A 22970-nucleotide genomic window follows, 5' to 3' on the forward strand; every position below is an offset into this window, starting at 1 on the left:
CGAGACACCATTGGCCGCCGAGAGGAGCCAAGGGCAAAATCCCGTCCTGTCGTCCCGATACGGTGGTCACGCCTGTTGCTTGTCAAGCACTCTCCCAGCAAGCGGGCCCTACCCGCAAGAACGGCAAAAGGAGTACCCGCACTAGGGATTAACCCTAATCCGTACGAATGGGGTTCCTAGCCGCATTGCCGATTCGTGCAACAAGAGTGGCAGCCTGAGGAAAAGTCGGCTCGCCGAGGGCAATCCGTATGCAGCCAGATGCTTTCGCGACCGTGTCGGAGCCCCCGTGATCAACACGCCGGCTATCGGCGCCCTGCTCGCATGCATCGACCGTACGAGTTCCTTCAGTACGTCCGTGGAGGTTCTGCCCCATCTGGCGACCAGGATGACGCCATTGAGAACCGAGCTGGCCGCCAATTTGGATCCCGAAGTGAACGACGGAAAAACTATGATGACAATATCGTACGATTCCAATCCTTCAAGGACGGTGCGCACCGTCTCCGGGACAAGCAGTGCATTGGCGTCGGAGGACGAGCATAGAAACATGTCGAACTGCCGGTTCGGCACAGCTACTATGTTTGGCGCGACAAGGCCCGCTGCCCGCTCGCTAGCGGCAGGCGATCCCGCCAGCAGCAGCTTGGTCAACTCCGGGTGAGCGACGTCAGCGTCGACGAGCAACACGCGCTGCCCGCACATCGAATAGAGCGAAGCGAGGTTGATTGCCGCCAGGCATTTGTCGTCGCCATCCGCCGTTGAGGTAATGCCGAGCCATTTCATCGGTCGGTCGCTGACGGCGAGGCCGATCGCGGTCTTGACTCGCCTGAGGCTATGGCTGAATGGCGAGTATGGAGCGCTTGTCACCTCTTCCATCGGACCGATGTGCCTTTTCCGGCCGAATGGCGGGAGCTCGCCAACGCATTCCAGCCCGAGCTCCTCGCGGACTTGTCGCGGCGAACGAATGGTCCTGTCGAACATGTTGCGGATGAAGGCCACGCCCATTCCGACCATCATGCCCAAAAGAGCGCCGAAAGCCACTACCAGTTCGCGCCGCGGATAGCTGGCCGATAGCGGTCGCGAGGCGGGTGTGATGACCCGCAGGTCGGCAATCGGAAACGTCTCCTGGTTGAGCGAACTTGTATGGGCCTGCAAGAAGTTGCGATACATCTTGCGGTAAATGTCCGCAGTGAGATCGAGTTCTTGGAGCGTACGCTCCTGGGTCTCAGCGCCTGCATTCCGCGTATCGGTTCTATTGCCTTCGGCCAGCGCAACGCTTGCCGGTCTGGCGACACTGTAGTCGTGCCGGGCGCGGAATGCCTGGGCGATCCGTGTGGCATTGTTCATTTGGCTCCGCAACTCCCTCAGACGCTGGTCGAGCCATACGCCATCCTCATGCGCCACCGCTCCCTTGGTCCCCAACTGCTCGAGCACGAGGGCATTCGCGGTGGCGTTGGCTATCCTGGCGGACAGTTCGGGATCACGGGACTTGAAAGAGATTTCGATCGCGTAAGAGCCACCCACCCGACGCATATCCAGTCCACTCTGAAAAGCCTGCATCGTACGGCGGCTGCGCTGGAATTCCGCGACCTCGGACGTTGTGCTGTCAGCGCCGTCCGGAGCCGGTTTTCTATTGCCTTTGGACGCGACGGCATCTTCACCTGTTCGGAAGCCGAGCGTTTGCAGCAAGAACGCGCCGAATTGGTCGAATCGTTCGGACAAAGTAAGACTTTGCGGCCGATTGAACGTCGCGTCGTCCCGCAGGTTGAGGTCGTCTATAACCATCGTCGCCGTCTTTTCGGACCTCATGAGAGCGATCCGACTTTCGATCTGCGCTCTGTCCAGAGACGGGTTTACTTCGCCCGACTGCTGCTGGAGGAGCTTGGAGAGGTTCGGCTCGATGAGAATTTGGGTGCTCGCTATGTAGATCCGGTCAGTGGTGACGACATAGAATCCCGCGGCAAGGATGCCCACCGCCAAGCAACCTGTGATGGAGCGCGCGTACAGCCTCAGGAAGCCTGTAATGTCGGAAAGGCCGATGAATTCGCGGTCGATGGGATCCTCCCAGTTGGACGCCGACGGCCCCTGCCCGGATGTCGTCGCGCGTCTCGAGGCAGCTGAGTCGTCGATCAATTCTGGGGAGTTCTGATATCCGTACGACTGCCGCGCGAAGGCATGCCTGTTCCTGCGGGCGCGGACCCTGGTGGCGGCGACGACGGCAAGAGCGATGAAGAAAACGATGCCCGGGTCCGCGGTCCCGCTCGAAATGGAAGCGGCCACCATACCAGCCAACGCGCATGCCTGGACGGAGGACACCACCGCTTCGGTTTCGCCATCAACGTAAGACCTCAATCCTCCAAGCCCGCGGATCACCACGGCCAGAAGCGTCGCCATCATCAGACTGCCGACTAAACCGAGTTGCGAGACAACGGCAATCGGCCAGCTGGAAGCGCGAGAGCTGCCGAACCCTACGCCCAGGCCACTGGTATCGGCAAAGGACTGGAGGCTCTTGATGTTCCAGTAAGCCCGTTCATGGCCGGAGTCTGTGCTGCCCTTGTTGATGACGGTCGAGTCGATGAGCTCAATTACCGGATCCAGGATTCGTTCGTTGTAGAGGATGATTGCCATTACCGCGCAGACCCCGGCCGTCAGCAGGGTAACGATCAGGATTTCGTCAGCAGTGACGCGACCGGCCAGAAATGAACGTGCAAGGGAAAAAGCAACGGGAACGCTCAGCACGGCCAAGCCGACATATGCTGTCGACGACGTACAAAGAAGCAGCAGGACCAGCAGTACACCGGACAGCCAGCGGGCCAGCCGCGAGCCTGTCTTGCGCCAGTAGACATAGCAGAACGACAAGCACGCCAGGGAGACGCCACCGAAGGCCGACGCTTCTGAATAGGCTCCGGCAATGCGGAAGAAGCCTGCCTGGACCTGGTCTGTGAGCATCGCGTAGCTAGCACTCCGGATCACCTGCAGAAGGTCCCCGGTTCCCGCGAGCTTGCCCACCACATCGAGCATTCCCATGGCGACATGGAGTACGCACCAGATGAAGAAACCTCGACGGATCTCATCCATCCTGTTCTTGTTCAGGAGCAGGATACAGAGGGCGATGACGACAAGGCCGCCAAGAATGAAATATCCGGTTTGCGAGATGTTGGACGAGACCGGCTCGAGTGAGGCCTCTATGACGACACCGTGGCGCGTCTTGGACTGGACGAAAGCGCTGGTCTGTCCTGCAAACAGACGCGGGAAAAGCCACGCGCCGGCCACTGCATAAAACATAAGGCCAGAGAGAACCCAGATGGCCCGGATCTTGCCGAACACATCACCGAGGTCCTGCCAGATCCGCCTCCTGGCGGCGACCCCCGTCAACATGAGGCCGCCGAAGAAGGTATAGATAAGCGGCGACGACCCGCCTAGCGAACTGAGCGTCATCAAGGCTGTCGAACCGAAAGCCAGCGACGCGACAAGTCCTACGATCAAAGGCGCCCGGTAGTAAATCGCCGTCAGCAGAACTGCGCCGCAGACGATGAAACCGACGGGCGAGAGCTCCATCTGTCGTCAGGCCCGCCCGAGCCGGCCGCAGCCCTGCGTTTCCCTCATACGGCTGGTTCCCGGCGCGTCCACGTGCATGTCACAATTTCCAGGCTGGCTACCCGCAGCAATGCCCTGGTCCGGACGCGGTTGCCGATGCCTGACTTTCGGGAAGCAATGCCTGACCGGCAAGCGAAGCAATGGGAGTAGAAGACGGCGACAAGGTTGAGCGCACTATCCTTTTGCCGTATTGCCGTACCTCTTTCAGCCTATTCATCGGCTCTTGCGACCAGCAAGGGAGCCGCCTCGATGCGTTGGCGGCATCTCTTGACCGATCGCTGCACGAAACGCCCTATCGAGCGCCGTCCATTCGGCCTCCCCGTCAATCACTGCGAGAGCAAAGACAGTATCTTCCGCCTGCGTGTATATCTCCGCCAAGGATACACCCACTTCATACGAAATCTGCTGCGCTCCCGGTGGGAGAGACCCGCGACTATCTGCGCCTTTGGGGGTACCGGAAGCGTGACATTGCAGTTTCTTAGCCGCGACTCTGCCTGGCGATAGAATTTGTTGAAATACTCGCCCCAGGGCCAGTCGGACGCGTCCCAGGGTTTGGGTGCGCCGACGAAGTGCCAGATCGTCGGTTTGATTCCTAGTTGGCGCGGGTCCAACGCCATCATGTATTCGCTCTGATAGTTGTAGCGAAGAGGCAGAAAGTCGACGTTTCCCCGCGCGGCGTGATTAAGCGCACTTTGATCCGACGCGATGCAGCATTCCGGATGCTCACACAGAAAGCCGATAGCCGACGATGCGATGGAATTCCATGCGTTTTTCGACGTATATATTACGCCGGAATTGAAATATGCAGTCGGACTACATCCCAAACTTCTGAGATGGTCTATGTCTCTTCCCTTAGACAAACTTACCTCGTCAATGTATATTCTCATGAAATCTGGCACCGCCATTAGACCGTACTCGGGCGGCGAAATTGCCAACAGGCTGTCGAGCTCGCCGTCAACCATGGCGTCGCCGTCAATATACAGAAAACGTCCGATATCCTCTTCCAACAGTGAACCGATCCACAACCGCGCCAGCGCGATTGGGGGAACGACGTCGCGATGGAATCGGGAGAGTTCGGCCAATTGCGGGAAGCTCGCCGCCCTGATTGAAATCTTCGTCCCGGAAACAGCCGCGGCGAATTGCTGCAACCATGCCTGTTCCGCATTGACGACGAACAGACAGATAGGGGTGCCGCCTCCGGTATGGGCGTCGGCGGATAATGCCGTTGCAAAAGTCGGAAGAAAATAGTTCTGATCGGTGATCAGAACTACTGCTGCCTTCCCGGTGGTTTTCGGGCGCCGGTTTTGTTCGGGAATTGGCGAAGTCATGGTCAGATCCGACATCTGCTATCCAATCCTTGCTTTGCAAAACGCTGAAAAATACGGCTAAGGGCGCGTGCTCGCGAGAACTTGTAAAATGACCTGTCTCGCCCGCTTGAGGGAGCCCTCCATTCTGAACAGATGACCGATGGGCGGTAAAAGCATGGAGGCCTGGTCCAGCCTCCGGCCGAACTTTAAAAGCTCGGCGCCGGCCGCGCGCTTGCCCCGCATCAGATGCGATACTGCCGACCAATAGGCGGCCGCCGCCAAATGGTGCCGAACCGTGCGATGAAGCGTTGATGCGTTGGGCATGGTGCCGCCTTCGTGAGCAAAGAAGCTCTTCAAGACAGTTTCATATTCCTGCAATCTGCGGAGCGCGTCGTGCCACATGACCTGAGAGATGTTGGTCGCGTGCTCGCGTGTTATGGCCAGCGGCACAGACAGCTCCGCAACCGATCCATGGCGGGCCAGGCGCAGCGCCATCTCCAGGTCGTCGAGCAGCGGCACGGACGGCCGATAGTGGCCGACCGTTTTCTGTACGGATGTCCGCACAAGCATTGCATGGGCAGTCAGGTTGAATTTCATCTTCCGGCAGCACGTCTCGATCAAACGATCCCCATTCGTCAGGGTCCAGCCGTCGGCGTGCGCAGGCAGGGCAGGAAAGTCGTTCCCTACCCATGGCGCCATGTGCTTGCCCAGCACGAACGATACCTCCTGGAAACGGTCGAGGAGAGTCATCCCGAGGCGAAGGGCTCCCGGCATAAGCAAATCATCGGCACAGAGGATCATGAAGTAATCTGCACGGGCCAAATCCACGCCTTCGTTGAACGAGGCGTGGGAACCGACATTCACCTGATGGCAAATGACCTCGATCCTGTCATCCGTCGCCGCCAGCCGATGCGCCACCTCGACGCTGTTGTCGGTGGAGGCGTTGTCGATGATGACGATCCTGACATCCTCGATCCCCTGGACAAGAACGCTTTGAACGCATTGCGGCAGGAAGTGCGCATAATTGTAGCAAGGGATGACTATGTCGACGCTAGTCATCAATCACAACCTCCGATGAGGATGCGGATCGCCAAGCTCGCCGACGTCCTCTTGGGCTTCTTCAGCACTGTTTCCATCGATGATGCTGCTCGCACCAGTGAGACCGCAACAGGCTAGCATTTCGACGCCGTCCTTGACCTTCAGACGATGGATGTAGCCCTTACTCCTGGTCCGCAACTTTCGGATGAATACCGGTTACGCATTACCTGGAGACGCCGTGGGGGCGATCGACACCTTGCGCTTCAACCGACCACGCTGGAAAGAAGGCAGGCGTCTTGCTTGTCGACCTGCTTCCTGAACTCGACGAGCCGCCCGCCGATTGCCTGTTCGTGTTTTTCCCTGGCCACCCTCAGCTGCGAAAACTGCGCGATCAGCGTTTCGACATTGAAAGTCTCGACATGGTGGCAGTACTCGCCCAGGCCCACTTCTTCCATCAGCACATCATTCTTCCTCGCGTAACTCAGCGAGATGGTCGGCCTGCGCATCATCAATGCGCAGACAATGTTGTGGAACCGTGTGGCGACGACAATATCGGTAAGCGCCATCTGCCCCATGACGTCGCCCAGCGAATGGACCTGTTCGTGCGCCAGTCTTGAGCCGGGCCGGAGGTCGTTCACGGCTGCCCGGAGCGCGTCGACGGCGACGCTGTCTTCTTCGTCACCTATAAGAAGCCGGACGTCGTGGCCGCTGTCGAGGAGGTGGACGACGAAATGCGCCAATTTTCCGATGTACCCGGAAAGGATCGACTGGCCGCCCTCGGCAAAGCCGTACCAGCCGCGGTACGCCATGACGCCGACACCCACCCTCAGCCCCTCCGGCCGTAGCCGGGGAGACGGAATTGGCGCGGGTAGACCGAAGGCGAGGTCTGGATAGATCGCGTCTCCACGGGTGTCGAAGCCGACACTTTCCATAAATTCCCTGGATTGCAGGTCGCGGTAGGACCGGTAGTGAGCCAGACGGGCCGCTGACGTCATAAAAAGGCGGCTTAGTCTGTTCCTGATCGGACCGGCCCCGATGCTGACAAAGGCGATGCGCGTCCCGACGAGGCGAGCGGCGAGGCACCATTTGAAGATGTCGTACGGCATACCTGCCGGCCTTTCCCCGAAATCGTCCAGGATGCCGGTGCCCGGGAAGATCATCACGTCAGACTTGCGGATGCGGCGGACCGTCTGCGCGAAATCGGCAAGTTTTCCGGGGATTTTGAGGAGGAGGCGGTTAATACTTCCGGACAGGCCCGTCGCCGGGCCATTCCGGCGGATTGGCGAGGTCTCGATCGCGAATGTCTGTTTGACCGCGTCGGGTTCACTGCAGACACATGACAGTTCCACCTCGGGTCTCTCTCTCCTCAGAAACCCGACCATTGCTTCGAGCGAACCTTCATTGCCGAAATTGCCGGAGCCGAAGAGCCCGAACAACGTTATTCTTCGAGGCGTTCGGCGCACCCCGGTGCGGCGGCCGCTTGACTGGTGGGACGCTGCGATTACGCCGGCGCTGGCCAGGTTGTCAGAGCTGTCAGCAGCGTCGTTCCTGGCGCTCATTGGCTTAGTAACGGTTGCGTATAGAGTTCCAGTATCCAATCGGCGTGATCGCGTTTTGGCAGCGCGAAACACGGAAAGCCAAGGCTGTTCCCGCCAGTAGTCCAGAGCCGCCGTTTCGGGTGCGCTGTTGGCGTTTTGCAGGGCATCCGGGTCGGTTTCCTGGATTCCCCCTGCGACCGCCCTGACAAGGCTCCTGTCCGGCGGGTTGTAGTCGCCGCCTTCCACCCAGATGATGTTTCCGAGGCCGCCATAGCGCTGTCCGACGAATTGCCGTGGGCTCCCAGGCTCTTCTCGCCGCTGGTAGTCATCTCCTGGTGCCAGCCCGCCGCCATAGCCGAGACAGGAAGGGACGTGCAGGACCACGAAACCGAGATCGCGTGCCGTGCGCAAGACCCAGTCGGCTTGCCTGAAATAGGCTTCGTTGGGAGCGCTGAAGTCCCCAGCGCGAAGGAAAGGGCGGTCCCCGTAGGCACTGGCGGGAGCGTTGCGGGCAAAACGTGCTCGGTAAGGTTGATCAGCACCGTGTTGAACCCGCTTGCCCGCCGGTCACGAAGGTAGATATCCGCATCCTCGCCCGTCAAATCGGCGATCAGCGACCACGCGCCGTCGCCATTGATCAGAAAGACACAGCCGACAGCGTCTTCCAGATATAGTTTGCCGGGTTCCACGAGAGGGAACGGCTGCTGGATCTGGGCGGCCATGGGCGCTTCGCAGGCATGGCCGGCCAAGGTCGTCGCGGCCAGCAGGTAACCACAGAAGCGCAGATCCATGACGGTCCAGACCTCCATTCGGCCGCACCGCAGGCTAGTTTGCCATTCCGGCGGGATGAGCCGTTTTCGCGTTCGCGGCGAGGTGGACGGAATACTTGTCGGTGAATTCGCTGGAGGTGATCATGCCGCGAGCGATGGAATCCCTCGACATCGAGCCGTCCCTCAGCTGTTTGGAATAGACGTCTAGCCCGTACCCGTCGCTGGCCCTGTCCATGAGCAGCCGGTAGAGGAAGCCGACATAGGTACGGTCGCTCAGGCCGATGACGGAATACTTCTTCAAGAATTCCCTGGAGTGCATCAGTTCAATCATCATTTTGGGAACGTCGACCGAGCCATCGTCCAGGGCTACGGACCACCGTTCGATATCTTCATCGCTTGCCTTGCGCCCCAGTATCAAGCAATGGGCGAAACTCGCCTGGCGCATCGTAACGGTCACGATCTTGTCGCTGTCCGCAAAATCGCAACTGCGCTGCGGCCTCGGCAGCGGCTGCGGGCCGCGAATCAAGTCCCTCGCCGCAATGTATGCGGCCTTGGGTCCTGCCGGGCTCCAGCCACGGTCCGCGGAGCCGACAAGCCGGACCAATCCCATCGACGCTTCGAAGTCGGGCGCCCAATAGGTTTCATCCAGAAGCTCATAAATATGGGCCGCTTCCACATTGTACTTGGCCTGCAGTTGGCGGAGGCGCAGCATGGCCCGCATCAGCCCTTCGGCCTGCTGCCTTTCGCTCTGCCGACTTCCATAAGGATTGTTGAATTCGGTGACCCAGATCGGCTTCCCATAGCTGGCGAGCATCTTGAAGGCAGGCTCCGGATCCTGGCCATACATATGCCAGATCGAAATGTCCCATTTGATGCCGTCCTGTTTCATTCGTTCGAATGCCGCAGTGTGGCCCCACCCTGCCGTGCCCACGGCCTTGCGGATGTCAGGGTCGACTTCGCTCATGCCGTCGGACAATCCCTTCAGGACGGCGCTGACCTTGGCCCAGCGCGGGCCGAAGTAATCCAGCACTCCGGTGCCGCCCGCTGGACCCCATTCGCAGGGGTAAGTCGTGCCGTCGTCGCGCTTCTCGCATGGTTTGATGATGGCATAGTTCTCCATCTCGTTGCCAAGTTCCCAGGCGCGGATGTCATCCTTGAACCGGGATCCGAATGCGACTGCTAGAGTCCGCGCCTTGCGGTAGAGCTCGTCGGAGTTGTCTTTATCAAGATCGATATTGCCGGGGGTGATCACGGGCAGCACCTCGATGCCGTGCTTCTTGCCCTCCGCCACGAGTTCCGCCAGCCTGTCTGCCGAGGGAAGGTCGGAAATGTTCACGCGGTAGGACTTCATCCCCAAGTCTTCGAGGTAGTCGAACTGACGCTCGACCGAAATGCCCGGATAGGCCGTAATCGGGTGGCCGTTGGCCCCCCAGAGGATGTCGCCGGAGGCCGACGATACCATGGCAAGCAGACAAGCCGCCCCGATCAACCCACATTTCAACATTTCAGTGCCCCCGTTCTAACGAGTTCTGCAACACTATCCTCGTCGCGGGTCGCAACAATCTGTCTATATTGGGAGACCGCCCTCATCCGGCTACGTCTTTCGAATGCGGCTCATCATAGCCTTTCGGCCGCGCGGCGACGCTACCCAGTACAGAGCGACCGCGTTCGAGACCTTCTCCGGATGCAGTGTTTGCCGCCGGAGGAGCGGGTTGAGGCGCCTCTTCGGTCTCACCCGAATGTGGGACGGCCCTACTTCGTTTTGGCTTCTACTTCGAACCGCCGGCCTATGTTTTTCTGCCTTGGGAACGGTGGGCGGACCCGGACGTGATCGTCGGCGCTTGCTCATTGGCAGCCGGCGTCCGGGACCATCATGAGCGTCAAACGCGCACTTCTGCTGAGCACGGGCGATCGTTACATCGTGATCGGCGTGAACTTTCTCACCATCGCGGCCGTTTCCCGCATCCTGACCCCCGAGGAAATCGGCATTTCGGTGATCAGCCTGGCAATCCTCGGCATCGCACTGTCGGCGCGGGAATTCGCCAGCTCGAGTTTCATGATCCAGCGCCCGGTCCTGAGCAGGGAGGACATCCGCGGCACTTTCAGCTTAATGCTCGCCCTCACGGCCGCAATTGCAGCCTTTCTGGTTGCAGCCGCTCCTATACTCGCGTCCTCCCTCCACGAACAAAAGCTGGTCCCTTATCTTCGGCTCGTATCCGTATGCCTGTTCGTCGAGCTGATCTCCATCCAAGTCATCACCCTGATGCGCCGTGAAATGGCGTTTGGAAAGGTCGCCATGATCAACGTTGCCGGGGCAGTGACGGGAGGGGTGGCGACCATCGCGCTGGCGCTAACGGGGTTCAGCTATATGAGCTTTGCCTGGGCCTGGCTGGCGAGCAGCACGGTCACCGGCGTGCTGGCCATCGCGCTCCGGCCGGATTTCTGGATGTTCAGGCCGACATTCAAGCAATGGCGCGGGATAGCCGCTTTCGGCGGCTACAATGGCGCGATCGTGTTTCTCTACAGGGCGTATGAAGCCTTGCCCCTCCTGCTGCTGGGCCGTGTTCTGTCGCCACATGCGGCGGCGCTCTTCAGCCGCGGACTGACGGTGTGCCAGATACCCGACAAACTGATCCTTGGCGGAGCCATGGCGGTCGTGCTTCCCGCTTTTTCCGCCTCGGCCAGGCAGGGCGGGGATCTTAAACGAGCCTATCTGCATGCCATCGAAATCGTCACCGGACTTCAATGGCCGGCGCTGCTGGCCCTCGCCGCACTGTCCTATCCTGTCGTGGACATCGTGCTCGGCCACCAATGGCGGGCAGTCGCACCGCTGGTGCAAGTCATCGCGCTGGCGTCCCTTTTCACCTTCAGCTTCGAGCTGAACCACCCGGTGATGATGGCGATAGGCTCGATCAGGGACATGTTCGTAAGGTCATTGATCGTCGTTCCTGTCTCAGCAGTCGTCATGACGAGCGCGGTCTTGATTGCCGGACTTATGGGCGCTGCGTTGAGCCTGATGTTCATTGTGCCGTTCCAGGCCTTTGTGTCCTTGAGCTTCGTGCGTCGCAGGCTTTCGCTGCGGTGGGACGAAATAGCTGTCGCCGTCCGAAAGAGCGGCGTCGTTGCCGCGTTGACCACACTCGGTCCACTGGGCATGGTCGTTGCCGGTGGCTTCAGCTTCGACCTGTCGCTGGGACAGGCGATACTCGCTGGGTGTCTTGCAGCGGCCGGCTGGCTGGCCGGAGTGTTCGTGACCAGCCATCGCTTATTCGACGAAATCGTGAATGCCGGTCGAATCTTCCGTAATGCAGTTGCTCCGGCATGATTGTCGGTGCTGTTGCGAACGCCCTCCCGGACCGGTGACGCAATTTGGGCTTCATGAAAAAGGCGAAGCGCTTCATCCGCTTGTCTTGCCGAAATTCCGGACGGAAACCCGTTTCACATCTTTCCTGGAATTGCTGCCGCGGCCAGCAGTTCCCTCCATTGCTGCAGGAACCAAACCTTGGTTGCAGCTGACGCGATGTCGCGCAGCAAGCGGTTTGTTTGCACCTTCTCCGCGGCGCTTCGCGAAAGCGCTGTCCCCATTGCTTGCGCGATCGCGGCGGGGCTATCCGGCTGCACCTGGAAGCACACGCCCCCGACGGCCTCCGCGAGGGCGCTGCCGGTGGACACTATCGGCAGCAGTCCCATATAGGCGGCCTCCAATGCCGGCATGCCGAAACCTTCGAGAAGACTCGGCAGTACGAATGCCTCGGCATTGCCGTAGAGCCAGCGCAACTGTGCGTCGGGAACGTATCCCATGAGCCTCACACCCGGAACGGTTCCCGCAAGTTTCGCAATCTCCGCGTAGCCGTCGCCGCGCGCTCCGCACAGCACATATCCGACACCCTGGCCATGGAATCCGCCGTCACGATACGCCTTCAGCGCGGCGACCTGGTTCTTGCGGGTTTCGAACGCGCCGACGGTGAGAAAGAACGGACCCTCCACGCCGGGGGCCGCCTTTGCCGGGCCGTCGAACAGTTCAGTGCGCAGATAGAGCGGGATTGTCTTCAGGAATCGGAAACCGGACCCGAAAAGAATCCCGAAGTTGTTCGCGGAAAAATTGCTGACGAAAACGACGCCGGGCCCGACGCGCCGAATTTTCTCGTAGGCAAGCCGGTAATTGGTGCAGGTCCGTTCGTCGTAGAGATCGCCATGCGTCAGCGGGCCGACATCGTGGCAAAGGACAATGTCGTTGTCCGTCAGGCGTGACCTCAGGACGTAGAGTGGGTCCAGGAACAGCCGGATGCCGCGTTCGTCGACCTTATCACGGATGAGGAAGATTTCTCTGTCCCGGAGCCAGTTGATTTCCAGCATCATCAGCCGGGCGACAATCTTGCGGACCAGGCCCTCGGGAGCGAAGGAACCTAGCCGCCAGTACCGGATCCCTGCCCTGGCCGGGACGAATTCCCGGGTCAGGTCCTTGGCGATGTGATAGGCTCCGGTCCTGTTCAGGATCGACAGCGAGTTGTCGAAGAGAAGCGTGCCGGCACAGGCCATTCCGCCCGGGCCACGTAATCCGCGCGGACCGATCCGTTCGTTCATCTTGCCTTCTCCACGCTACGATCTGATAGAGGGCGATGCCGTTCCAGCTATAATTCCGCTCCCGCGCATGCATAACGAGCCGCCCGGTCTCGCCGCTTTGAACATCCCGGCAAGGTTGGTCCCTGCCAACCCGGTTAACCGCCGAATTCCCCGAAGTCGGCGTCGACGTGAGTCATGAGCTCGAGGTATTTCCATGCGATCCATCGCCAGGAATAACTGCTCGCCCTGGCATATCCCTTGGAGACCAGCCGCTCCCGCAAATCCCGGGTGAGCATCAGCAGGCGGACGGTTTCGGCCCATGATTGGACGTCGTCGGGATCGGCATAGAGAGCCGAATCCCCGCAGATCTCGGGCAAACAGGGCGAGGTCGAGGCCACGACCGGGCAGCCCGAGGCCATCGCCTCGACGGCGGGCAGTCCAAACCCCTCGATGCGTGACGGAAACAGAAAGCACAGGGCGCCTTCGAGCGCCTTCTTGAAGTCATCGTCCCCAATCCATCCCAAGAAGACTATGTTCGCGGGCATTTCCGGGAGGTATCGCAGGATCGTCTTCTCGTCGACATCGCCTGGCATCCAGAGATCGAGACCCATCTCGTCGAGGAGCGGGGCCAGCCTGGCGAGAAGCGCCATGTTTTTGTACTCCTGGTCCCGTCTTCCGAGGCAGAGGACATACGGTCTATCTCGGTCGACTGTCAGGGACGATCTCGTTGCATCCCATCTCTTCGCATGGTCGCTGCCATTGTAGGTGACGACGATCTTCTCGTCCGGCGCGATGCCGAACTCCACCAGATGGCTGCGCGAGAGCTGCGAGACCGTGGTAATGCGGGCGGCCCGCCTGCCGAGCGCCGGCAGGATAAGGCGGTGGGCCCAACGGAAACCCCGCCCATAGCTCGATGGCATGAGCCTTGTGTGCATATCGTGGATGCACGCGATCTGGCGCCTCAGTGCGATGGGAGCGAGGTTGCAGAAGCTCAGCAATCCTCCCGGTACATGCCAGGGCAACTGCGCCTGCACCCAGAATTGCGGGAGACGTGGCCTGCTGAATTCGGGCACGATCCGGACGGAGATGGCGTCGAGGCGGAAGGTTTCGGGAAGCGGACGCGGAACCACGAGATCGATCTCCATGTCACGGCCAAGCGGATGTCCTTCCGAAAGGAGAGCATCGAGGGCCATGGTCACTTCGCTGGCGTAGCGGGCTACGCCGGTCGGCCGAAGCGTCGTGAAATCCCCGTTTATCGTCCAGCGCCGTGTCGGCGATTCCCGGTCCGACCATGTCCAGGCCGTATGTCCGATCAAGGATCCGGCGTCCCTGGCAAGCGAGGTCGCGAGCGGTGTCCTGGGGCGGTGTCCATCCAATAGCTCGGCTGATCGTGCTGGTAGAGATTGCGTTGTGTCGAACTCGATTTTACCCATCTCCACCTCCCCCGGGCCTTTTCGGCGCCCGGACCAGACTAGCATCGCGGGAGGCACGAAGGGCCTCGAATGTTTGAGGTAGGCGGACTACCCATCCTCGCCTATCCGGATGATTTCCGGGTTACCGGATGACCCGATGGCCATGGTGACCTGAGGCCTTCGCAGCCCCACATTGAAGGTTCAAGGGGGGACGACATGGCGCGGCGTTGGACAATCAATGGGCGTTTTCTTTCCCAGCCGACAACAGGCGTCCAGCGCTATGCGCGCGAGGTCGTCCGTTCGCTCGACGCTTTGCTCGCGGAACAGGGGCCTCTCGCGCGCGGTCTCGACGTTCGACTGCACTGCCCGCCCGGGTCGGAGGAGATGCCCCTGGCTTTCATTGAACGCTTCGAGATCGGCCGCACGAGCGGCCATATCTGGGAGCAGACGCAACTCCCCTCGTCTCTCGGTGGCGGCGGACTGCTCAGCCTCTGCAACACAGGACCTCTGCTTTCCCGCAAGCATATCGTCTGCATCCATGATGCGAACGTATGGAATGCTCCGCAGAGCTACTCCCTTGCCTTCCGGAGCTTCTACCGTATCTTGCTGCCATGCCTCGGCCGGACCGCATGCGGCATTTCGAGCGTTTCCAACTATTCGCTGGGGGAGTTGGTCCGCAGCGGCGTCGTCCCCGTGCACCGGGCCTTCTTAGCCCCGAACGGCCATGAGCATGTCTTGCAATGGACGCCTCAACATTCCGCGGGAACACGGCTGGCCGCCTCGCCGGAAACCATCGTCATGATCGGCAGCGCCGCACCCCACAAGAATGTGAGGCTCATCCTGGACATGGCCGAGCGCCTTGCCGCGGCCGGGCTCAGGATTGCGGTTGTCGGCATGTCGGATTCGCGCGTCTTCAGGTCGGGATCACCCAAGGCCAAAGCGCAAAACATCCACTGGCTCGGCCGCATCTCGGACGGCGAACTGGCGGCTCTCCTTGCGGATTCGCTATGCTTGGCGTTCCCCTCGCTCACCGAGGGCTTCGGCCTTCCCGCCCTCGAGGCGATGGCCGTCGGCTGCCCCGTGGTGGTGTCCGACCGAGCCAGCCTGCCCGAGGTCTGCGCAAACGCAGCGCTGTTTGTGCCGCCCGACGACCCGGAAGGATGGTTCGACCGTTTCATGCAGCTGCGCGATTGCGAGGACAAGCGCAAGCAGATGATACGCAGGGGACGAGCGAGAGCCTCGGCATATCGTTGGCGAGCGACGGCCTTGCGCTATCTCGAGGCGATGGCCGCCGCAGACGGCGCCGATACGCTAACGAAGGTCGTCAGAGTACCCGAACTCACATGATCTCGTGAAGCGCCTGGACGGCCCCGAGCGATTCCAGGATGGCGCGATCGAAGTTCTCTTCGGAAAAGCGTCCTGCGTTCCTGGCGCAGGCGCGGGGCGTCACGGCATGGCTGTTCTCTTCGAAGCGTTCGACCGCCTCCTTGAGGTGATCGACCGTCTGGGCCTTGAACAGCACGCCCGTGGGTTCGGGAGAGGACCCAAGGCGCTGCACGATGTCGACCGCCCCGCCGCGGCCGAAAGCGATCAGCGGCGTTCCGCAGGCCTGTGCCTCGGCCAAGGCTATGCCAAAGTCCTCGCAGCCGGCGAAGACCATCGCCTTTGCCCGCGCCAGGGTGTCCACATAGTCCTGCCGGGGCAGGTATCCTGCAAAGGTGACGTTGGGACCGGCAAGCGCCCGCAGGCTGGCCGATTGCTGGCCTTCCCCGACGACGACCAGGCGCCGCGACGGCATCTCATTGAAAGCTTGGATGACGAGGTCGGTGCGCTTGTAGGGGGCGAGGAATGACGCCGAAACATAGTAGTCGTCCTTGTCCTCCACACAAGGGAGCTCTCTCAGCGAGACCGGAGGGAACACGACGCGCGCCTCGCGTCCGTAGATGTGCCGGATCCGGGAACGGACATAATTCGAGTTGGCCAGCATAAGGTCCGGGCCATGCGCGGTTCTCGTATCCCACGTCCTCAAGCGATGGAGCATGTACCGATAGAGCATTCCCTTGGGGCCGAAGCCAAGCCGCCCTTGTTGAAGATAGGAAAACTGCTCGTCCCAGGCGTAACGAATTGGACTGTGCACATAACAGAGATGCGGCTGGTCCGGCCTGGTGATCACGCCGCGCGAAAAGGCGGCCGAAGACGAGATCACCGCGTCATAGCCCGTCACGTCGAACTGTTCGATCAGGAAGGGACAAAAGAAGAAGAGCGAGCGATAGAATTTCTGCACCATCGGAATCCGGTTGGCCGCGGACGTATGGAATTCCACGTCCTGAAAATATTGCTCCTTCACCTCGGCCGGCAAAAAATCGAAAAGCGTGAAAACTTCAGCATTGGGGAACTGCTTGCATATCTGCGCCAGTACCCGTTCACCGCCCCGGAAATTCGGGCACCAGTCATGAATGACAGCTATCCTGGCATACCTGTCGACGCGAGGCCTCGGTGCGGCCGGCACCTCCTCGATGGGCATATCGACCCTGGCCGCGAGGGCCAGATCGGAAGCGCGTTCGTGGAGCATGGTTCCCCCTTGCATCGGCAGGCTAGCAGTCTCGATTCCTTGCAACGGCCCGGGCAAGTTGTCCGATCGGCTACAGGCTGCTCCGGGCGCATGTTCGCCTAATACTTATGGCTGGGTCGTTCACCGGGCCTACTCCGAAAGCCGGTGTCAGGAGGTAAGCCATGCTTCCTCCGTCTCCTTTTATGCAGGCTGTTTCGGCCCCCTTGCCGATTTAGGGTCGGCTGAACCCAACATGGACCGGCCGTGAAACTCACCGTGATCATCCCGACGCTCGGCCGCAGCGAACAGGTCGCTCGCCTGCTCCGCTATTTGAGCGGCCAGACGAGACTTCCCGACGAGATTATCCTGTCGGCACCCGACGCAACGCATGTCGAATTGCCGGAAAGCTGTCCCTTCCCCGTTTCACTCGTTTTCGGTCCGAAGGGACTGGCTGCGCAGCGCAACAGCGCGCTCGCACGGGCCCTTGGGCGCTCCGACATCATCACGTTCTTCGACGACGATTTCGTTCCATCCGCCGAATATCTGGAACAGATCGAGAGAGCTTTCGCGGAAAATGACGGATGGGCGGTAGTTATGGGCATGGTGGTCAGAGACGGCGCCACGAATGCCGGCCTCACCTGGGAAGCCGCCGAGGCCGCCTTGCGCGAGGCCGAGGGCAAAGAACATGATGGACCGCCGGTGGTCGACCATATCGGTGCGTACGGATGCAACATGTCGCTCCGTTCCTCGCTTGTGGGAGATCTGCGCTTCGACGAGCGCCTCGTCCTCTATGGCTGGCAGGAAGACATCGACTTCACCAGCCAAATGAGATCCAAGGGTCGTGTGGTCTGCGTGACCTCAATCACCGGGGTCCATCTCGGCCTCAAGACGGGGCGGGTGAGCGGAGAGCGGTTCGGCTACTCCCAGGTCGTGAACGCTATTTACCTGATCAAGAAAGGCTCCGTTCCGGCCTCTTTCGCGCTGCCCCTGATGTTCAGGAACATTGCGGCCAACCTGGCAAAGAGCCTGCGTCCGGAGCCGTATGTCGACCGGAGAGGCAGGCTCAGGGGCAACATGCTCGCGATCCTGCATGTCGCCATGGGGCGGATCGAACCCGAATACATCTTGAAAATCTGAGGCAGGAACACAATGCGGAAATGGCTTGTGACGGTGGCGGCTTCGTTGGCGGCGGCGATCGCCTTCGCCTTGCCAGCGGTGGCTGCCGAGTATCTCCTCGGACCTCAGGACAAGGTCAGGCTCAAGGTATACGAGTGGCGCGCATCGCGCGACGTGATCTTCGAATGGACCGCTCTTAACGATGATTTCGTCGTCGGCGCCGATGGCACGCTGTTCCTGCCATTTGTCGGCCAGATACGCGCACAGGGCACCTCACCGGGCGACCTCGCCCGCGCAATCGGCGAGCACCTGATGCAGCAGATGGGCCTCGGCCGCCAACCGGATGTCGCGGTCGAGATCGCCCAGTACAGACCGTTCTACATCGTCGGCTACGTGGCGCAGCCCGGCGAGTTTCCCTACAGACCCGGACTGACGGTGCTGCAGGCACTGGGAATCGCCGGCGGTTTGCGGATACGCGAGGATGACATTCCGAGGCTCGAGCGTGAGATCATCGCTGGCGAGGGCGACGTGGGTCTGTTGGCGCTGAGCAGCGTCACTCTGCTTGCGCGCAAAGCGCGGCTGGAAGCCGAGCAGGCCGGCAGCGATGAGATCGCCTTCCCGGCGGAACTGAAGGACAGGGCTTCGAACCCAACGGTCGCAGTGGCGATGGAGCAGGAGAGCAGGATCTTTGCCGTCCGCAAGGAAGCGATGATGACGCAACTGCGTTCGCTAAGGGAACTCAGGGACTTCCTGGAAAAGGAACTGGAGTCGCTCCAGCAGCAGCTAACCTTCCGCGACAAGCAGATTCAACTCATCCAGAAGGAACTGGAGGGCGTTTCGACCCTTGTCCAGAAGGGGCTGGCCGTTGCACCGAGGGAACTTAACCTGGAAGGGACGGTTGCCCAGATGCAGGGCGACAGACTGGCTGCCGAGACCTCGCTGTTACGGGTCAGGCAGGAGATGAGCAAGACCGATATCGAGATCCTCAATCTCAACAACCAGCACGCCAGCGGTATCGCCGAGGCTTTGCGGGAAACGCAATCGCAGCTCAATGAAGTTACCAACAAAGCGGACACCGCATCGCAGTTGCTGCACGAAACCGCGGTCACGGCTCCAGCCCTGCTCGCCCTCAAGGAACGCGCTGAAAGGGCCAAGCCGATCTTCAAGATTGTCAGGACGACGGGCAGCGGTTCGGAAGAAGTGGCGGCCGAGGAAACGACACCGATCGAGCCAGGTGATACCGTGAAGATTGAAATCCCCCCGCCGCAGCCCGGTTTGGCTGCCCTGCCCGCAGACAGCGGCATTCAGGCCGAGAAGCTTCCGGATCAGGGTACCAACTGATCAAGCTCGTATTTCAGCGACGGGGGCTCTGAAAGCTGAAGCCGCTCCAGCTGGAGGCTGTGAAATGATGGGCAGCAAGACCAAATTCGATGCTTGTGAGGGCCCATGCAACGCCCTTTGCCACTTGCCTAGCACTTCGAGGCCGCATATCAGTGAGCACTCGCTGGGCTCATCGAGCCCCTGACGGAACCTTCTGCCGCGGTGCGCCAGTCAGCCCTGCGGATGCCGCTGGAGATGTCGGTGATCATGGGTGTAGTCGTCGTATCGGCGGCAGGCGTTCTGATGGGACTGCGCTTGAAAGCTCCTGCCCTGATCGCGGCGACAGCTCTGCTCATGATCGGCAGCTTTGCCTGGAATGGCCTTGGGCTACCGGGTTACATGACGATCGCCAAATTCCTCGTCCTGGCGTTCGCACTGGCCTGCGCCTACATCGTTAGCCTGTCGATTTCTGTGCATTGGAAACGCACCCATGTGTGAGCAGCCTCGGCCTTTGCCCATGCGCCATCCTATGGGGGATCACCTTAGCGAAGCCTTTGCGTCGCAGAAATCCCCGTTCTAGGAGGCCCTGTCGACACGCATCACCGCAAAGACGGTCCTGATCAGAATCACGAGATCGAGCCAGACCGACCAGTTGCGCACATATTGAATATCCAGTGCCACGCGGCTAGGGTAATCCATGCTGCTTCTCCCGCTCACCTGCCAGAGACCGGTAAGCCCCGGCCTCGTCCGAAGGTATTCCCCCACGTGATCGCCGTAGCGCTTGAGTTCGTCCTTCACGATAGGCCGCGGACCCACGCAGCTCATGTCGCCGCGGATGATGTTGAAGAGTTGAGGGAGTTCGTCGAGGCTTGACTTGCGCAGCATCCACCCGAGGGATGTGACACGGGGATCGTCCCTGATCTTGTGGATCGCCTCCCACTCCGCGATGACCTGGGGATTGGCTTCAAGATATGCCTTGAGAACTTCTTCTGAGTTCGCGACCATCGTGCGGAATTTGAAGCAATTGAACGGCTGTCCACCGAAGCCCACTCGGCTGTGCGAGAACACAGCCGGACCTCCTGCCGTTATCCTAATCAGCAGGGCAACGACGACCATAATCGGTACGGCCATCACAAGCGCTGCGATCGCTATTAGCAGATCCATGATCCGCTTCAAGGTGCCTCCCAAGGGAGCGTCCGTCGTTCCTGCACTCAGGGGGGTCGACAGATCCGCCAAAACCGCCCGCGCGTTATCGGGGTCCGGCGAAGAAACAACATGCAGAACTGTCGTTCGGCTATCGGCCGGCTCAGGGAGAAATGGATGAATCCAGATCGTCGCTCCCTGATGCGGCTGCTTCTCGAAGGCGTCTGTTGTCATAGGACGATGGCCGGGTTCGAAATTACTTCGATACTCTTCCAAGGCTGAGGCTTGCGGGCAAGAAAGGCAAAGGGGGTATCGCGACGCTGCGGGGCTATCCCCCTAATCCCAAGGAATGATCCCCCTACGCGATTTTGCGACTTCCAAAGGAGGACATCCCGATACGAGGTTCACGCTTTGCGGCGCTTGGACATCGTCAGGAGTACGCCAAGCACCGGCGTCCTGCCGGCCTGCAGTGTCCTGACAAGCTCTCGCAGCGTTTCGACATGTGTCTTGCCCCACTCGGCGATGATGAGGACGCCATCCAGGACGGATCCCACAATCAGTTCGTCGGCGCCCGAGGCGAGGGTCGGCAGGTTGACGATTACAATATCGTATGCGGCAAGTTGGTTGGCGGCAAGGTCGACGGCGGCAAGTTCCGCGAAGAGTGCCTTCATCTTGCCTGGTACCAGCAGATGCTTTTCGTCCACGGCCGAACTTGGGAGCAGGTCGAACGGCCGCCCGGGAGCAGGGACGATGTTGAGCCGGATAGGGTCCTGGCACGGTTTGCCGTAGGCCCGCAGCGGGCCGAGCAGCCGCGAGGTCATAGTCGACCGGATGTCGGCGTCAATCACCAACGTCTTCAGGCCGGACATCGCGTAAAGCGAGGCAAGGTTGCTGGCGACTGAACTCTTCGGGCTGTCGTCGGATACGGCGGTCAGCCCGAGGAACTTGATCGGGTGACTGGTTTCCGCGAGGGCGATTTCCGTTCGTGCCTTCCTGAGGCCGTGGCTGTATCGGGAATGCGGGTGTCTTACCACTTCGTCGAGGCGGCCGGAATCCATTCTCCAGCTGGTGGGCGGCAGTTCTCCGACGCAGTCGACGCCCAGGTTGTCCCGGATGTGGCGTGGCGACCTGATGGTCCAGTCAAACGTATGCCTTGCAAATGAAACTCCCATGCCGACCATGAGTCCGGTAACCGCCGCGAGGGCCAGCAGCAGCTTCGGCCGGGGCGCGCTCGGATAGAGCGGCGCAGTCGCAGCTGTGATCACCCTTGCGTCGGCAACCGGGTACGATTGCTGGCTTACCGAGTTCGTGTAAGCCTGGAGGAAGCTTTCGTACATCTTCTGGTACGTTTCAGCAGTCACCTCAAGCTCTTCCAGCGTCGGCACGGCGTCGCCTCCGCCTTGGGCTTGATGGCCGACGCTGTAGTCGTGCCGTGACCGAAACTCCTGCGCTTTCGCCATCGCCTCGTTCATCTCGGTGCGCAGTTGCCCTAGGCGTTGCTCGAGCCATGCGCCGCCTTCCTTTGCGGCGTCCGTCTTGGTTTCGATCTGCTCGCGCACGAAGGCGTCCGCGGTGGCGTTCGCGATCCTGGCTGCGCCCTCGGGATCGAGAGCGGTGAAGGATATATCTATCGCGTAGGAGACGCCGACCCTGCGGATATCGAGGCTGTTGCGGACAATCAACATGCTGCGCCGCCACTTCAGGTAATCGGTCAACGGCGCGGGCGTTTCAGGTGCGCTCAGGCCGGAATGCTCCCAAAGCGAGGTGATCCAGGCGCTTTTCCGGAGCCCGAACGCATCAAGCAGCATGTCTCCAAACTTCCTGAATCTCTCCCGCAAACTCGGAGTCTGCGGACGGTTGAACTCGGGGTCGTCGACAAGGTTCAACTGGCCGAGGACCATCGCCGCGATCTTTTCCGACTGCATGACCGCGATCTGGCTTTCCACCTGGGCGGTATCCAGTGACAGATTCACTTCGCCGCCTTCCTGCAGGTGCTGCGGCAATTTCGGCTCGATCAGAATCTGCGCCTTGGCGGTGAAAGTCGGGGCGGTGGTCGAATTGTAGAACCAAGCCGCCAGGAGTGCCGCGGCGAGGCAGACGACGATAGTTCCAACATAGCGTCGTACAAATTCGGTTATGTCGGAAAGGCCAATAAACTCCTGGCCCGCGGGACGCTGCTGATCCGTCGTCGTGGGCCACTGAGCGGGAAACATGCGGTTCATTCAATTTCTCCTGCAGGCGCGCGGGAAATCCTGCGAACACGCCGTTCCCATGCAGGCGGTCGATGGCATTCGGCCGATGTTTTCATTGAAAGCTGAGGCCCCCCGGTGATCCCAGGCTGCCGTAAGAGATTACGCCTGCATCACGCGAGGTAAACGCCGCCAATTGGCGTATGGGCTTACGCCCTATCGGATTGGAGAATGCGCGGCGGCTCCGCTCTCGTTCTGTCGACAAATGAACTGCTGTCCAGCGAGAGCTGCCGTCCACCATTGAGCGCCAGGTCCGTGCAAGGGCATCGATCCGGCGCAGACATACGTTCTGGGGCCCTCGCCATTTTCAACGCCTCCAAAGAGAACGCGGCGCAGCCCGTAATCCTTTCCACGCTCAGACGGGGCTCCGCA

15 protein-coding genes and 2 pseudogenes are annotated in these 22970 nt (G+C 60.5%); 5 read left to right on the top strand and 12 right to left on the bottom strand.

All coding sequences use genetic code 11. The annotated features are described in order from the left end of the window. Positions 1-141: 141 nt before the first annotated feature. The 7 genes and pseudogenes from O7A05_RS00995 to O7A05_RS01020 all read right to left on the bottom strand — a co-directional run bounded on the left by O7A05_RS00995 (position 142) and on the right by O7A05_RS01020 (position 9706). Positions 142-3552 (bottom strand): GNVR domain-containing protein, encoded by a 3411-nt coding sequence (locus O7A05_RS00995; RefSeq protein WP_337091090.1) that lies wholly within the window; start codon positions 3550-3552, stop codon positions 142-144. A gap of 365 nt (positions 3553-3917) precedes the next feature. Continuing rightward, a complete protein-coding gene (locus O7A05_RS01000) occupies positions 3918-4934 on the bottom strand; it encodes a glycosyltransferase family 8 protein (protein ID WP_337091092.1) in 1017 nt (338 codons plus the stop codon). Between the two features lie 42 nt (positions 4935-4976). After that, positions 4977-5957, bottom strand: coding sequence for a glycosyltransferase family 2 protein (locus O7A05_RS01005; protein WP_337091093.1), 981 nt, complete (start codon positions 5955-5957; stop codon positions 4977-4979). 242 nt (positions 5958-6199) lie between these two features. Further along, entirely contained in the window at positions 6200-7372 is a 1173-nt protein-coding gene (locus O7A05_RS01010) for a polysaccharide pyruvyl transferase family protein (RefSeq protein ID WP_337091094.1), read from the bottom strand. Positions 7373-7618: 246 nt separating this feature from the next. Beyond that, positions 7619-7912, bottom strand: a pseudogene (locus O7A05_RS34320) (apiosidase-like domain-containing protein); the annotation flags it as partial. Between the two features lie 92 nt (positions 7913-8004). Further along, positions 8005-8283, bottom strand: a pseudogene (locus O7A05_RS34325) (apiosidase-like domain-containing protein); the annotation flags it as partial. Positions 8284-8299: 16 nt separating this feature from the next. Next, positions 8300-9706, bottom strand: a complete 1407-nt coding sequence (locus tag O7A05_RS01020; protein WP_337091096.1) for a DUF4214 domain-containing protein — start codon at positions 9704-9706, stop codon at positions 8300-8302. 411 nt (positions 9707-10117) lie between these two features. Between O7A05_RS01020 and O7A05_RS01025 the strand changes: the two genes are divergently transcribed. Further along, complete coding sequence (locus O7A05_RS01025) at positions 10118-11569, top strand: oligosaccharide flippase family protein (protein ID WP_337091097.1); 1452 nt, start codon at positions 10118-10120, stop codon at positions 11567-11569. 113 nt (positions 11570-11682) lie between these two features. Here O7A05_RS01025 and O7A05_RS01030 read toward each other — a convergent pair whose 3' ends face one another. Both O7A05_RS01030 and O7A05_RS01035 read right to left on the bottom strand, forming a co-directional pair. Further along, positions 11683-12828: a glycosyltransferase gene (locus O7A05_RS01030; protein ID WP_337091098.1), complete on the bottom strand. Its 1146-nt coding sequence runs from the start codon at positions 12826-12828 to the stop codon at positions 11683-11685. 134 nt (positions 12829-12962) lie between these two features. Continuing rightward, complete coding sequence (locus O7A05_RS01035) at positions 12963-14240, bottom strand: glycosyltransferase family 4 protein (protein ID WP_337091099.1); 1278 nt, start codon at positions 14238-14240, stop codon at positions 12963-12965. A 363-nt stretch (positions 14241-14603) separates the two neighbouring features. Between O7A05_RS01035 and O7A05_RS01040 the strand changes: the two genes are divergently transcribed. Continuing rightward, the gene (locus O7A05_RS01040; protein WP_337091100.1) at positions 14604-15566 is read left to right on the top strand and encodes a glycosyltransferase family 4 protein; all 963 of its coding nucleotides are present in this window, start codon (positions 14604-14606) and stop codon (positions 15564-15566) included. Here the strand turns inward: O7A05_RS01040 and O7A05_RS01045 are convergent. Next, the gene (locus O7A05_RS01045; protein ID WP_415926936.1) at positions 15559-16791 is read right to left on the bottom strand and encodes a glycosyltransferase; all 1233 of its coding nucleotides are present in this window, start codon (positions 16789-16791) and stop codon (positions 15559-15561) included. The genes O7A05_RS01040 and O7A05_RS01045 overlap by 8 nt on opposite strands. 243 nt (positions 16792-17034) lie before the next feature. Here O7A05_RS01045 and O7A05_RS01050 point away from each other — a divergent pair, with 243 nt between their 5' ends. The 3 genes from O7A05_RS01050 (at position 17035) to O7A05_RS01060 (ending at position 19704) form a co-directional block, all read left to right on the top strand. Next, complete coding sequence (locus tag O7A05_RS01050) at positions 17035-17907, top strand: glycosyltransferase family 2 protein (protein WP_337091101.1); 873 nt, start codon at positions 17035-17037, stop codon at positions 17905-17907. Positions 17908-17919: 12 nt separating this feature from the next. Beyond that, complete coding sequence (locus O7A05_RS01055) at positions 17920-19227, top strand: polysaccharide biosynthesis/export family protein (RefSeq protein ID WP_337091102.1); 1308 nt, start codon at positions 17920-17922, stop codon at positions 19225-19227. Between the two features lie 201 nt (positions 19228-19428). Beyond that, entirely contained in the window at positions 19429-19704 is a 276-nt protein-coding gene (locus tag O7A05_RS01060; protein ID WP_337091103.1) for a hypothetical protein, read from the top strand. A gap of 78 nt (positions 19705-19782) precedes the next feature. Here O7A05_RS01060 and O7A05_RS01065 read toward each other — a convergent pair whose 3' ends face one another. Then, on the bottom strand, positions 19783-20583 hold the full coding sequence (locus O7A05_RS01065) for a sugar transferase (RefSeq protein WP_337091104.1): 801 nt from the start codon (positions 20581-20583) through the stop codon (positions 19783-19785). Between the two features lie 170 nt (positions 20584-20753). Beyond that, the gene (locus tag O7A05_RS01070; protein WP_337091105.1) at positions 20754-22571 is read right to left on the bottom strand and encodes a GumC family protein; all 1818 of its coding nucleotides are present in this window, start codon (positions 22569-22571) and stop codon (positions 20754-20756) included. Positions 22572-22970: the final 399 nt, after the last annotated feature.

This window comes from Mesorhizobium argentiipisi (SeqCode) (genome assembly GCF_037179585.1).
Taxonomy (GTDB): domain Bacteria; phylum Pseudomonadota; class Alphaproteobacteria; order Rhizobiales; family Rhizobiaceae; genus Mesorhizobium; species Mesorhizobium argentiipisi.

What these genes read in the sequence shown, in the direction of transcription:
- O7A05_RS00995 (WP_337091090.1), bottom strand. Translation starts at nt 3,552, where the DNA reads ATGGAGCTCTCGCCCGTCGGTTTCATCGTCTGCGGCGCAGTTCTGCTG.
- O7A05_RS01000 (WP_337091092.1), bottom strand. Translation starts at nt 4,934, where the DNA reads ATGTCGGATCTGACCATGACTTCGCCAATTCCCGAACAAAACCGGCGC.
- O7A05_RS01005 (WP_337091093.1), bottom strand. Translation starts at nt 5,957, where the DNA reads ATGACTAGCGTCGACATAGTCATCCCTTGCTACAATTATGCGCACTTC.
- O7A05_RS01020 (WP_337091096.1), bottom strand. Translation starts at nt 9,706, where the DNA reads ATGGTATCGTCGGCCTCCGGCGACATCCTCTGGGGGGCCAACGGCCAC.
- O7A05_RS01025 (WP_337091097.1), top strand. Translation starts at nt 10,118, where the DNA reads ATGAGCGTCAAACGCGCACTTCTGCTGAGCACGGGCGATCGTTACATC.
- O7A05_RS01030 (WP_337091098.1), bottom strand. Translation starts at nt 12,828, where the DNA reads ATGAACGAACGGATCGGTCCGCGCGGATTACGTGGCCCGGGCGGAATG.
- O7A05_RS01035 (WP_337091099.1), bottom strand. Translation starts at nt 14,240, where the DNA reads ATGGGTAAAATCGAGTTCGACACAACGCAATCTCTACCAGCACGATCA.
- O7A05_RS01040 (WP_337091100.1), top strand. Translation starts at nt 14,604, where the DNA reads ATGCCCCTGGCTTTCATTGAACGCTTCGAGATCGGCCGCACGAGCGGC.
- O7A05_RS01045 (WP_415926936.1), bottom strand. Translation starts at nt 16,791, where the DNA reads ATGCTCCACGAACGCGCTTCCGATCTGGCCCTCGCGGCCAGGGTCGAT.
- O7A05_RS01055 (WP_337091102.1), top strand. Translation starts at nt 17,920, where the DNA reads ATGCGGAAATGGCTTGTGACGGTGGCGGCTTCGTTGGCGGCGGCGATC.
- O7A05_RS01065 (WP_337091104.1), bottom strand. Translation starts at nt 20,583, where the DNA reads ATGACAACAGACGCCTTCGAGAAGCAGCCGCATCAGGGAGCGACGATC.
- O7A05_RS01070 (WP_337091105.1), bottom strand. Translation starts at nt 22,571, where the DNA reads ATGAACCGCATGTTTCCCGCTCAGTGGCCCACGACGACGGATCAGCAG.